The sequence below is a fragment of the Streptomyces sp. NRRL F-5126 genome (assembly GCF_000721265.1).
Lineage (GTDB): Bacteria > Actinomycetota > Actinomycetes > Streptomycetales > Streptomycetaceae > Streptomyces.
In genome coordinates, this window is the sequence record NZ_JOFZ01000015.1 from 100,988 (window position 1) to 113,451 (window position 12,464).

The window sequence follows — 12,464 nt, forward strand, 5'->3', positions numbered from 1 at the left end:
CTCAGTCCCTCCGTGGGAGTGTCGCGGGCGGCCCGGCCGCCACCTGCTGGGTGCCGCCCCCGGTATCGGCCGGCTGTCCTGAGGCGTTCGGATCGGGTGAGGCGTTCGGGTTCGCCGTGGCGTTGGGGTCGGCCGACGCGTTCGGGTCGACCGGCTCCTTCTTCTTCGGCGGGGAGTAGGGCTTGAGCTTGGGCGCGTCGATCGAGCCGTCGGAACCGACCTTCGGCAGGGATGTGACGGGCTTGGGCAGGATGCCCGCCTTCGGGTCGACCTTGCCGTCCGCGCCGATGCCGTACATCGCCTCGTAGATCTTGCGGACCGCGGGGCCCGAGCCGCCGGAGCCGGTGCCGCCCTGCGAGATCGTCATGATGACCGCGTAGTCCTTGGTGTACGTGGCGAGCCATGACGTGGTCTGCTTGCCGGCGACCTCGGCCGTACCGGTCTTGGCGTGCAGGGTGATCTTGTCCTGCGGCCAGCCGCCGAACTGCCAGGCGGCCGTTCCGCTGGTGACCACGCCCGCGAGCGCCTTGTTGATGTACGAGATGCTCTTCTTCGAGTCCGGCAGGTGCCCGGCGACCTTGGGCTTGATGGGGGTGACGTGCTTGCCGTCTGCGCTCACGACGGCCTTGCCGATGCTCGGCCGGTACATCGTGCCGCCGTTGGCGATGGCCGAGTACATGACGGCTTCCTGGATCGGCGTGAGGAGCGTGTCGCCCTGCCCGATCGCGTAGTTCAGCGAGTCGCCCGGCCTGACCTGGTAGCCGTCCTTGCAGTTCTCGTACTCGATCTGCTCGACGTACGAGCCGCCCTTCTTGCCGTTCTTGCACCAGCTCGCCTTGTTGGCGTCCCAGTAGTCCTGCTTCCACTGGCGGTCGGGGACGCGCCCCGACACCTCGTTGGGCAGGTCGATGCCGGTCTTCTTGCCGAGGCCGAACCGGTGGGCCGTCTTGAAGAACCAGTCCTTCGGGTGCTTCGGGTGGATGCCGCCGTCCTTCTTCCACTGGTCGTAGGCGATGCCGTAGAAGACGGTGTCGCAGGAGACCTCGAGCGCCTTGGCCAGGCTGATGGGGCCGAAGCTCTCACTCTCGTAGTTCTTGAAGGTGCGGCCGGCGACGTTCATGGACGAGGTGCACGGGTAGCCGCCGTTCTCCGGGTACCCGGCGTCGAGGGCGGCGCTGGTGGAGATGACCTTGAACGTCGAGCCGGGGGCCGACTGGCCCTGGGTGGCGCGGTTGAGCAGCGGGTAGTTCGACTTCTTGTCGGTGAGGTTCTTGTAGTCGGCGGAGGAGATGCCGCCGGTCCACACGTTCGGGTTGTAGGTCGGGTTGCTGGCCATCGCGATGACCTGCCCGGTGTGCACGTCCATCACGACGGCTGCGCCGGAGTCCGCCTTGAAGTTCTCGCCGCTGACCGGGTCGTACTGCTTGCGGAGGTTCTTCATGGCCTGCGCGAGCTCCTTCTCGGTCAGCGCCTGGACCCGGGAGTCGATGCTCGTGACGAGGTTGCTGCCGGGCTGCGAGGGCGTCGCGCCGGCCTTGCCGATGACGCGCCCGAGGTTGTCGACCTCGTAGCGCGTGACGCCCGACTTGCCGCGCAGCTGCTGGTCGTACTCGCTCTCCAGGCCGGCCCTGCCGACGTTGTCGGAGCGCAGCAGCGGGTTGTCGGTCTTCTCGGACGCCGCGACCTCCTTGTCGGTGACGGGGCCGAGGTAGCCGAGTACCTGGGCGGCGTTGACCCCGACGGGCCCCGGGTAGCTGCGCACGGCGGTGGGCTCGGCGGTGATGCCGGGGTAGTCCTCGCGCTGCTCCATGATCTGCAGGGCCTGCTTGGTGGTGGCCTTGTCGGTGATCGGGATCGGCTGGTAGGGCGAACCGTTCCAGCAGGGCTGCGGTGTCTTCGCGTCGCAGAGCCTGACCCGGTCCATGACGTCCGCCGGGTTCAGGCCGAGGATGCCGGCGAGACGCGTCAGCACGGCCTTGCCGTCGTCGGGCTGCTTCAGCAGTGCGGTGCGGTTGGCGGAGACGACGAGCCTGGTCGCGTTGTCGGCGAGCGGCACGCCGCGGTCGTCGACGATGGAGCCGCGCACGGCGGGCTTGACGACCTGCTGGACGTGGTTGTTGTTGGCCTCCTGCGTGTACTGCTGGCCGTTGCGGATCTGCAGGTACCACAGGCGGCCGCCGAGGGTGAGCAGCAGGGAGAAGACCAGGATCTGGATGGTGATGACCCGGATCTTGACCCGGGGCGTCCTGCCGGTCTCGGGAATGTTGCTCACAGCCGCTTGACCCCCTTGATGCGTCCCGCCTTCGCCGCGCGGTTACGGGCCGCACGCACCCGCAGCCCGCCGCGCTGCCCCCCGATGCTGAGCCCCGTGCCCGAGCTGATCCAGCCGGCCGCGACGTCCGAGCCCGCGCCCGGGCCCTTGCTCTTGTGCGGCTCGGCCAGCGGGTCGTTGTCCGCCTTCCTGGCGAGCGCCATGATCCACGGCACGGTGAACGGCGCGAGCAGCAGGTCGTACACGGCGGCCGTGAACAGCAGGCCGCCGAGGCCCACGTGGCGGGCCGCGGTGTCGCCGACGAGGGCGCCGACGCCCGCGTACAGCAGCGTCGAGCCGAGCGCGGCGCACAGGACGGCGAGCATCGGCGCGAGCGCCGATCTCATCTGGCCCTTCTCGGGTTTGACGAGTCCGGCCAGGTAGCCGATCACGCACAGGACCAGCGCGTAGCGCCCGGCCGCGTGGTCGGCCGGCGGCGCGAGGTCGGTCAGCAGACCCGCGAAGAAGCCGATGAGGGCGCCGCCGACGTGCCCGTACACGAACGCGAGTGCCAGGACGACGAGGAGCATCAGGTCGGGCACGGCGCCGGGCAGATGGAGCCTCGCGAGTACGGACACCTGGAGGACGAGGGCGACGATGACCAGTGCCGCCGAGAGCAGGATCCTGTTGATGCGCATGGGGTCGGCTCTCTTCCTAGTTTCCGGCGTTCGCGTTCTGCCCGGCGTTCGGGTCGGGCAGCACTCCGCCGCCGTCGGCCGTCCCCTGGCCCGTGCCCTGGCCCTGGCCGTTGCCCTGGCCTTGGTCCTGGCCCGTGTTCTGGTCCTGTCCTGCGCCGGCCGACGGGGTGACCGTGACCGTCACGGTGGGCGTGGGCCGGACCTTCGGCTTCGGCGGCAGGACCGTGTCGCGCGGGTCCTTCCTGGGGGCCTGGACGACGACGCCGACCACGTCGAGCTTGGTGAAGCCCACGAACGGCTGCACGTACACCGTGCGCGTCAGGTTGCCGGCCGACGGGTCGATCCGCACGACCTTGCCGACGGGGACGCCGGGCACGAACGGCTTGTCCTTGCTGGAGCCGAAGGTGACCATGCGGTCGCCGACCTTGACCTTCGCCTTGGTGTTCAGCAGCTGGACGGACAGGGGCCGGTCGCCCTGGCCCGTCGCGAAGCCGAGCTCGTTGGTCTTCTCCAGGCGCGTGCCGACCGTGAAGTCGGGGTCGTTGGCGAGGAGCACGGTGGACGTGCTGGGGCCGACCGTGGTGACCCTGCCGACGAGTCCGTCGCCGTTGAGTACCGTCATGTCGCGCTTGATGCCGTCGTTGCTGCCGATGTCGATGGTGACGGTCCACGAGAAGCCCTGCGCGGCCCCTATGGCGACGACCTGCGCCCCCTTCACGCCGTACTGCCCCGCGCCCGCCGTCCGCAGGATCTTGTCGAGCTCCTGGGCCTTCGCGCGGTTGGCATCGCCGGTGCCGAGCTCACGCTTCAGCTTGGCGTTCTGGTGTTCGAGCGCGGTGATGCGGTTGTGACGGGTGTTCGAGTCCCGTACCGCCGCGATGGCGTTGCCCACCGGGTCGACGGCGCCCGCCACGCCGTTCTCGACGGGGCCGAACGCGGCGGCGGCCGCGCGGCGCGCACCTTGCACCGGCGAGTTCTCCCCGCCGCGGATGTCGACGGTGATCAGGGCGAACGCGACGACAATCAGCAGCACCAGGAGCAGCCGGCTCTCCTTTGTGTCCCTCACGTGCGGCGGCCGTGCCTTCCTCGTAGGAATGTCTCTGCCTGTGTATCAACGACCCGCCGTGCGGCAGGGCAACGTGCGAACGGCGGGTCGCCGCCCGGGTCGGGTCACCGCGCCGCAGGGGTCAGCGGCGTGGCTGCGCGTCCAGTACCTGCTGGAGCGCCTCGAACTCCTCGACGCACTTGCCGGAACCGAGCGCCACCGAGTCCAGGGGGTCCTCGGCGATGTGGATCGGCATGCCCGTCTCGCGGCGCAGCCGCTCGTCGAGGCCGCGCAGCAGCGCGCCGCCGCCGGTGAGGACGATGCCGCGGTCCATCACGTCGCCCGACAGCTCGGGCGGGCACTTGTCGAGCGTCGTCTTGACGGCGTCGACGATCGCGTTGACCGGCTCCTCGATGGCCTTGCGCACCTCGGCCGCGGAGATGACCACGGTCTTGGGCAGCCCGGAGACCAGGTCGCGGCCGCGGATCTCGGTGTGCTCGTCCTTCTCCAGGTCGTACGCGGAGCCGATGGTGATCTTGATGCTCTCGGCGGTGCGCTCGCCGAGGAGGAGCGAGTACTCCTTCTTGATGTGCTGGATGATCGCGTTGTCGAGTTCGTCGCCCGCGACCCGGATGGACTGCGCCGTGACGATGCCGCCGAGCGAGATCACGGCGACCTCGGTCGTGCCGCCGCCGATGTCGACCACCATGTTGCCGGTGGCCTCGTGCACCGGCAGCCCGGAGCCGATCGCCGCGGCCATCGGCTCCTCGATGATGTGCACCTGGCGCGCGCCCGCCTGGGTGGACGCCTCGATGACGGCGCGGCGCTCGACGCCGGTGATGCCCGAGGGCACGCAGATGACGACGCGGGGCCTGGCGAGGTAGCGGCGCTTGTGGATCTTCAGGATGAAGTACCTGAGCATGCGCTCGGTGATCTCGAAGTCGGCGATCACACCGTCCTTCAGCGGCCGGACGGCGACGATGTTGCCCGGTGTCCGGCCGATCATCTTCTTGGCCTCGGCGCCTACCGCGAGAATGCCGCCTGTGTTGGTGTTGATGGCGACGACGGACGGCTCGTTGAGTACGATCCCCCGGCCTCTGACGTACACCAGCGTGTTGGCGGTCCCGAGGTCGACAGCCATGTCACGGCCGATGAACGACATGTTGTTCCCCATGAGGATGCGTCTGGCCTTCCCAAATCGAGCATTGATGGCTTTTCAGGATGGCGAGGTGGGTGGTGGAGCGCTCGAAGCCGAAGGCTTGCGTGGCGTGGAGCTCATCGTAGTGCCGACGACCCCGGATCTGCGCGCTGGCCCACCTCAGTATGGGTGACGAAGTGTCTTCGCGACGCGTTCCCGCGCGGACGGAAGACATTCCCTCGGGCGACCGAATTCCTCCGGTCGCCCCAGGCCAACAGGCTATTCGGCTGACAGCCGGTCAGGAAAGGCCGGGAAAGAAAATCTTCAGTTCCCGAATGGCGGACTCCTCCGAGTCGGAGGCGTGGATCAGGTTCTCCCGGACAATGGTGCCGAAGTCCCCCCGGATGGACCCGGGCGCAGCGGCGATCGGGTCGGTGGGCCCGGCGAGGGCGCGCACGCCCTCGATGACCCGCTCGCCCTCGACGACGAGCGCCACGACGGGCCCGGACGCCATGAACTCCACCAGCGGCTCGTAGAACGGCTTCCCCTTGTGCTCGCCGTAGTGCTGCTCAAGGGTGTCCTGGTCGAGCGAGCGCAGGTCCATGGCGGCGATGCTCCAGCCGGCCTTGCGCTCGATACGTCCGATGACCTCGCCGACGAGGTGGCGCCGCACGGCGTCCGGCTTGAGGAGGACGAGGGTGCGCTGGGTCGTCATGGGTGCGGCTCCTTGGGTAACGGGGTGACGCTGAGCGGAACAGTGCTGCGAGGTTACCGGGGCTGCCGCGCGGCCCGGCACGCGCCCGCACCCCGGCATGCGGCCCGCGCCCCCGGCATGCGGGCCGGCCCGGCGCACGGCACCCGGCCGGCGACCGGGCAGGGCGGGGCTCGGCGAACGGCCCGCTCGCAACCGGTGCGCGGGCCGAGGACCCCGGGCAGCCACGGCACCGGCGGGTGCGGGCGGGGGGCCGGCAGCGCGGCGGGCCCGTGCAACACCGGCCCGCGGCGTGGGACCCGGCTCGACGCGAGCCCGGCGCACGGCGCAGGCGGGCGCGGCGCAAGCGCGGTTGCTCCAGGCGGGCACGGCACCGGCGAACCCGGGCGGGCGCGGTCTGGGCGGTGCGGCGGCGGCCGCGGGTGGCGCCGGCGGCGCCGCAGCATGTCCGGCGGGGGGTGGCACCGCGCGGGCGCGGGCGGTCTCGGCCCTGGCGGGCCGATCCGCGACAGCGGTGGCGCCCTCATGGACGTGAGAGCGGTATGGCGGACGCGCGGCACGGGCCGGATCCGCCCAAGGCGGCGAGTCGCGCCGACGGGCACGCCAGGGCGCCACAGCGGCGGCGCGACGAGCATGCCCCCGGCCCGCGGGGGCGGACTGTACGTGGCGAGGCCCGGGCATGGCGGAGCGGACAGGTCGGGGCGCGGGCCGGGCGCCCGGGGGCGGGGCTACTCGGCGGGTGGGGGCGTGTGGTCGGCGGCGGGAGCGGGGGCGGAGCCCGACGGGGTTGCGGCGGGCGCGCCCGACGCCGCCTCGGCCTCCTGGGACCTGGCGAGTTCGGCCCAGCGCGCCTTGTGGACGTCGACGATGCGCCCGTAGTGCACGGACGCCCACCACAGCGCGCAGAACGCGGCGCCCAGGATGAACATCACCGGGACCACGAAGCCGCTCAGCAGCAGCGCCACCTGGAGCACCCAGCCGAGCTGCACCGCGCCCGGGCGGGTGATCACCCCGCACAGCAGCAGCGACAGCAGCATCGCGGCGCCGCACACGGTCCAGACGGCCGTCATGGTCAGCGAGTCCGACTTCATCGCGACCAGGCCCGCGAATCCGATGACGAAGAACTCGGCGAGCAGCGTCGACGAGCAGAGCGTACGCATGGCCTTGTGTCAGCCCCTCCTGAGCAGCAGCCGGGCCTCGCCGACCGTGATGACCGAGCCGGTCACGAGCACACCCGCGCCCGCGAACCCGCCCTCTTCCTCCGCGAGCGTGATCGCCGCCTCGATCGCGTCGTCGAGCCGCGGCTCGACCTGGACGCGCTCGTCGCCGAACACCTCGACCGCGACGCCGGCGAGCTCGTCGGCGTCCATCGCGCGGTGGCTGGAGTTGCGGGTGACGACGAGCTCGGCGCAGATCGGTTCAAGCGCCTCAAGGATGCCCTTGACGTCCTTGCCCGCGCTCGCGCCGACCACGCCGATCAGCCGGTTGAAGCCGAACGCCTCGGTGACGGCGTCGGCGGCGGCGCGTGCGCCCGCCGGGTTGTGCGCGGCGTCCAGGACGACCGTGGGCGAGCGCCGCACGACCTCGAGGCGTCCGGGTGAGGCGACCGACGCGAACGCCTTGCGCACCGTGTCCGCGTCGAGCGGCCCGGGCCGCTGGGCGCCGACGCCGAAGAACGCCTCGACGGCGGCGAGCGCCACCGCCGCGTTGTGCGCCTGGTGTGCGCCGTACAGCGGCAGGAAGACCTCGCCGTACTCGCCGCCGAGGCCGCGCAGCGTGAGCAGCTGCCCGCCGACGGCGACCTCGCGCGCGAGCACGCCGAACTCCAGGCCCTCGCGGGCCACGGTCGCGTCGAGGTCGGTGGCCTTGCGCAGCAGGACCTGCGCCGCGTCGACGGGCTGCTGCGCGAGCACCACCGTCGCGTCCCGCTTGATGATCCCGGACTTCTCCCCCGCGATCTCGCCGGGCGTCGAGCCGAGCCGGTCGGTGTGGTCCAGGTCGATGGGGGTGACGACGGCGACGCCGGCGTCGATGACGTTCGTCGCGTCCCAGGTGCCGCCCATGCCGACCTCGACGACGGCGGCGTCGACGGGCGCGTCGGCGAACGCGGCGTACGCCATGCCCGTCAGCACCTCGAAGAACGACAGCCGGTACTCCTTGGCCGCGTCGACCATCTCGACGTACGGCTTGATGTCCGCGTACGTCTCGATGAAGCGCTCGGCGGAGATCGGGGCGCCGTCCAGGCTGATGCGCTCGGTGATGGACTGGACGTGCGGGCTGGTGTAGCGGCCGGTGCGCAGGTCGAAGGCGCCCAGCAGGGCCTCGATCATCCGGGCCGTGGACGTCTTGCCGTTGGTGCCGGTGATGTGGATGGACGGGTAGCCGCGCTGGGGGTCGCCCAGCACGTCCATCAGCGCCTTGATCCGCTCGACCGACGGGTCGAGCTTCGTCTCGCCCCAGCGGCCCGCGAGCTCCTGCTCCACGGCGCGCAGCGCCGCGTCGACCTCGGGGTCCTCGGGGCGTGCCGGGATGTCGCCCGCAGGAGGGCCGGCCTGCGCCCTGAGGGTGCGGCTGCCGGCCTCGATGGCGGCGAGGTCGGGGTCGCGCGTGGTCTCGTTCGCGACGATGTCCTCGAAGCCGTCGTCGCCGTCGTCGCCGTGCTGGGGGGTCTCACTCACGCCGTCCAGTCTACGGACCGCCCGGCGCCGCACTTCCCACGGCTCTGCCCGTGGGAAGCGCGGCCCGGTGGCGCGGCTCGCGTCGTGCGGCCCCGCGCCGCTAGGCGGCCGGGAGGTTCGCCAGTTGCGCGGTGATGCGGGCGATGTCCTCCTCCGCCTTGGCGAGGCGGCCCCGGATCTTGCCGACCACCTGGTCGGGCGCCTTCGCGAGGAACGCCTCGTTGCCGAGCTTCGCCGTGGCCTGCGACTTCTCCTTCTCCGCCGCGCCCAGGTCCTTGGTGAGGCGCTTGCGCTCCGCCGCCACGTCGATGGTGCCCGACAGGTCGAGCGCCACCGTCGCGCCGGCGATCGGGAGCGTCGCCGTCGCCTGGAAGCCGTCGCCCTCCGGCTGGAGGCGCAGCAGCTGCCGGATCGCCGGCTCGTGCGCCGCAAGGGACGTCCCCGACAGGTCGAGGCGGGCCGGGACGCGCTGGCCGGGCTGCAGGCCCTGGTCGGCGCGGAAGCGGCGGACCTCCGTCGTGACCTCCTGGAGCAGCTGGATCTCCCGCTCGGCCGCCTCGTCGCGGAAGCCGCTGTCGGCGGGCCATTCGGCGACGACCACAGACTCGCGGCCGGTCAGCGTCGTCCACAGGGTGTCCGTCACGAACGGCATCACCGGGTGCAGCAGGCGCAACGTGACGTCGAGGACCTCGCCTAGGACACGGCGCGAGGCGGCGGCGCCGTCGCCCCCGGCGGCGAACGTCGTCTTGGACAGCTCGACGTACCAGTCGAAGACCTCGTCCCACGCGAAGTGGTAGAGGGCGTCGCTGACCTTGGCGAACTGGTAGTCGTCGTAGTACGCGTCGACGGCCCCGACGGTGCGGTTCAGCCGGGAGAGGATCCACCGGTCCGTCGCGGACAGCGTCTCGGCGTGCGGCAGTTCGCCCTCGACGGTCGCGCCGTTCATCAGCGCGAAACGCGTCGCGTTCCACACCTTGTTGGCGAAGTTCCTGGACGCCTGGACCCAGTCCTCGCCGATCGGCACGTCCGCACCGGGGTTGGCGCCCCTGGCGAGCGTGAAGCGGACGGCGTCGGCGCCGTACGCGTCCATCCAGTCGAGCGGGTCGACCGAGTTGGGGTTGGACTTGGACATCTTCTTGCCGTGCTCGTCGCGGACGAGGCCCGTCAGCGCGATCGTGTGGAACGGCGGGACGCCGTCCATCGCGTACAGGCCGAACATCATCATCCTGGCGACCCAGAAGAAGATGATGTCGTGTCCCGTGAGCAGGACGTCCGTCGGGTAGAACTTCTCCAGCGACGCGGTCTCGTCCGGCCAGCCGAGCGTCGAGAACGGCCACAGGCCGGACGAGAACCAGGTGTCGAGGACGTCCGGGTCCTGCGTCCACCCCTCGCCCGCGGGTGCCTCGTCGTCGGGGCCGACGCAGACCGTCTCGCCGTTCGGCCCGTACCAGACGGGGATGCGGTGGCCCCACCACAGCTGGCGCGAGATCGTCCAGTCGTGCATGTTGTCGACCCAGTCGAAGTAGCGCTTCGACAGCTCCTCCGGGTGGATCCTCACCCGGCCGTCGCGCACCGCGTCGCCCGCGGCCTTCGCCAGCGGCTCGACCTTGACCCACCACTGCAGCGACAGGCGCGGCTCGATGGTCGTGCGGCACCGCGAGCAGTGGCCGACGCTGTGCACGTAGGGGCGCTTCTCGGCGACGATCCTGCCCTGCTCGCGCAGCGCCTCGACGATCGCGGCGCGCGCCTCGAAGCGGTCGAGGCCCTGGAAAGGACCCGGCACGGTGATCACCGCGCGCTCGTCCATGACCGTCAGCGACTCCAGGCCGTGGCGGCGGCCGATCGCGAAGTCGTTGGGGTCGTGCGCCGGGGTCACCTTGACGGCGCCCGTGCCGAACTCGGGGTCGACGTGCGCGTCCGCGACGACGGGGATCGTACGGTCCGTCAGCGGGAGCTTGATGCGCTTGCCGATGAGGTGCGCGTACCGCTCGTCGTCCGGGTGGACGGCGACGGCGGTGTCGCCGAGCATCGTCTCGACGCGGGTCGTCGCGACGACGACCGTCTCGTCCCCCTCGCCGTACTTGAGGGAGACCAGTTCGCCCTCGTCGTCCTGGTAGTCCACCTCGATGTCGGAGATGGCGGTGAGGCAGCGGGGGCACCAGTTGATGATGCGCTCGGCGCGGTAGATCAGCCCGTCGTCGTAGAGCTTCTTGAAGATGGTCAGGACGGCCTTCGACAGGCCCTCGTCCATCGTGAAGCGCTCGCGCGACCAGTCGACGCCGTCGCCGAGGCGGCGCATCTGCCCGAGGATCCGACCGCCGTACTCGTCCTTCCACTGCCACGTGCGCCTGACGAACTCCTCGCGCCCGATGTCGTGGCGCGACTTGCCCTCCTCGGCGAGTTGCTGCTCGACCTTGTTCTGCGTGGCGATGCCCGCGTGGTCCATGCCGGGCAGCCACAGCGCCTCGTAGCCCTGCATGCGCTTGCGGCGCGTGAGCGCGTCCATCAGCGTGTGCTGGAAGGCGTGGCCGAGGTGCAGGGATCCTGTGACGTTCGGCGGGGGGATGACGATCGTGTACGGGGGCTTGTCGCTCGACGCGTCCGCCTCGAAGTAACCCCGCTCCACCCAGCGCTCGTACAGCGGCCCCTCTACCTCCGCCGGCGCGTACTGCGTCGGCAATTCACGGGGGCCTGCTGGTGGCTGCTGCGCTGAGTTCTCGGTCACCGGTTCAGTTTAGAGGTGTCACGGGCGCGTCCCGAAACCGATTGCGGGGCGTCTGCGGGCGTAAAGGTCCGGCCCCGGGGGGCACGTGTCGTGCTCACATCCGACAGGATGTCCCGAGTCACATCCATTCGGAGGGGAACCGACGACATGAGCAACGATCAGCCCGGGCCTTACGGGGGGCCGCAGCCTCAGCAGCCGCAGCAGCCCGGGCCCTACGGCCAGTCCGGCCCCTACGGGCAGCCCCCGCAGGGCGGACAGCCGCCCCAGGGCGGACCGCAGCCGGGGTACGGCTACCCGCAGCAGCCGGGCGTCCCGGCACAGCCCGGCTACGGCCACCCGCAGCAGCCGCCGGCCGCGCCAGGACCGTACGGACCGCCGCCGCAGCAGGGCGTGCAGGGCGGGCCCAACCCGTACGCGCAGCCGCAGCAGCCGCCGTACGGGCAGAACCCGTACGGCCAGCCGGGGCAGCCGCCGTACGGCGCCGGCCCGTACGCGGGCGGCCCGGCCGGCGGCCCGCCGAAGAAGAAGCGGACAGGCCTCATCGTCACGGCCGTGGTCGTGGCGTGCGCCGTGATCGCCGGCGGCGCGTACTTCCTGACGTCAGGCGGCAGCGGCTCCGACGTCGCGGACGACGGCCCGCACAAGCTCATCACGCCGGCCTCGGTGCTGGGCGGCCAGTACAAGAAGGACGCCAAGGACACCGACTCGTCCTCGACGTCGAGCGACCTGGACGACGCGAAGAAGGCAGGGGTGAAGAACCCCAAGGACGTCTCCTCCGCGTACATGAAGGGCGACGAGTCGAACCCGCTCGCCCAGTCGCTCCTGGAGTTCGGCGGCGTCTACGGGCAGATCGACGATCCCCGCAAGACGCTGGACGCGTTCTTCGCCTCGGCGAACAAGGAGTCGAAGGGCGACAAGGAGAGCCGGCTGGTCGGGCAGCCCAAGGAGGTCAAGCCGGCCGGCCTCAAGGACGCGGTCATGAAGTGCCAGAACGTCAAGAGCACCAACTCGGACGCCGGCAGCGGCGCGGCGTCGGGGCCCAAGGAGTTCACGACGCCGATCTGCGTGTGGGCCGACCACAGCACGCTCGGCTTCGTCGTCCACTTCGACATCGCGTCGCTCGCGACGGGCAAGTCGGAGCCGGTCTCGGACGTCGCGGACCTCGCGGCGAAGCTCCGGGGCGACGTGCGCGTCAAGGCCTGACGCCGGGCGTCCGG

The 12,464-nt window shown here is 71.1% G+C and carries 8 protein-coding genes and 1 pseudogene; 1 reads left to right on the top strand and 8 read right to left on the bottom strand.

The window, feature by feature from the left end; translation table 11 throughout:
* Position 1: 1 nt before the first annotated feature.
* The 8 genes and pseudogenes from mrdA to IH48_RS0129980 all read right to left on the bottom strand — a co-directional run bounded on the left by mrdA (position 2) and on the right by IH48_RS0129980 (position 11,247).
* The gene (gene mrdA / locus IH48_RS0129945; protein WP_078850135.1) at positions 2–2,272 is read right to left on the bottom strand and encodes a penicillin-binding protein 2; all 2,271 of its coding nucleotides are present in this window, start codon (positions 2,270–2,272) and stop codon (positions 2–4) included.
* A complete protein-coding gene (gene mreD, locus IH48_RS0129950; RefSeq protein ID WP_030911577.1) occupies positions 2,269–2,949 on the bottom strand; it encodes a rod shape-determining protein MreD in 681 nt (226 codons plus the stop codon). Before mreD ends, mrdA begins: the two co-directional genes overlap by 4 nt.
* Positions 2,950–2,965: 16 nt before the next feature.
* The gene (gene mreC, locus IH48_RS0129955) at positions 2,966–4,015 is read right to left on the bottom strand and encodes a rod shape-determining protein MreC (protein ID WP_078850136.1); all 1,050 of its coding nucleotides are present in this window, start codon (positions 4,013–4,015) and stop codon (positions 2,966–2,968) included.
* Between the two features lie 121 nt (positions 4,016–4,136).
* Positions 4,137–5,156, bottom strand: a complete 1,020-nt coding sequence (locus IH48_RS0129960) for a rod shape-determining protein (protein ID WP_030911584.1) — start codon at positions 5,154–5,156, stop codon at positions 4,137–4,139.
* 274 nt (positions 5,157–5,430) lie between these two features.
* Positions 5,431–5,847, bottom strand: coding sequence for a nucleoside-diphosphate kinase (gene ndk / locus IH48_RS0129965; RefSeq protein WP_030911587.1), 417 nt, complete (start codon positions 5,845–5,847; stop codon positions 5,431–5,433).
* An 803-nt stretch (positions 5,848–6,650) separates the two neighbouring features.
* Positions 6,651–7,004: pseudogene (locus IH48_RS0129970) on the bottom strand (DUF4233 domain-containing protein); the annotation flags it as partial.
* 9 nt (positions 7,005–7,013) lie between these two features.
* Positions 7,014–8,522, bottom strand: a complete 1,509-nt coding sequence (folC, locus tag IH48_RS0129975) for a bifunctional tetrahydrofolate synthase/dihydrofolate synthase (protein ID WP_030911593.1) — start codon at positions 8,520–8,522, stop codon at positions 7,014–7,016.
* 100 nt (positions 8,523–8,622) lie between these two features.
* On the bottom strand, positions 8,623–11,247 hold the full coding sequence (locus IH48_RS0129980) for a valine--tRNA ligase (RefSeq protein WP_030911596.1): 2,625 nt from the start codon (positions 11,245–11,247) through the stop codon (positions 8,623–8,625).
* Between the two features lie 147 nt (positions 11,248–11,394).
* Between IH48_RS0129980 and IH48_RS0129985 the strand changes: the two genes are divergently transcribed.
* Positions 11,395–12,450 (top strand): hypothetical protein, encoded by a 1,056-nt coding sequence (locus IH48_RS0129985; RefSeq protein ID WP_030911599.1) that lies wholly within the window; start codon positions 11,395–11,397, stop codon positions 12,448–12,450.
* Positions 12,451–12,464: the final 14 nt, after the last annotated feature.

Bases quoted from the DNA above. Each gene is read 5' to 3' on its own strand.
- IH48_RS0129985 (WP_030911599.1), top strand. From the start codon at position 11,395: ATGAGCAACGATCAGCCCGGGCCTTACGGGGGGCCGCAGCCTCAGCAG.
- ndk (WP_030911587.1), bottom strand. From the start codon at position 5,847: ATGACGACCCAGCGCACCCTCGTCCTCCTCAAGCCGGACGCCGTGCGG.
- mreD (WP_030911577.1), bottom strand. From the start codon at position 2,949: ATGCGCATCAACAGGATCCTGCTCTCGGCGGCACTGGTCATCGTCGCC.
- IH48_RS0129960 (WP_030911584.1), bottom strand. From the start codon at position 5,156: ATGTCGTTCATCGGCCGTGACATGGCTGTCGACCTCGGGACCGCCAAC.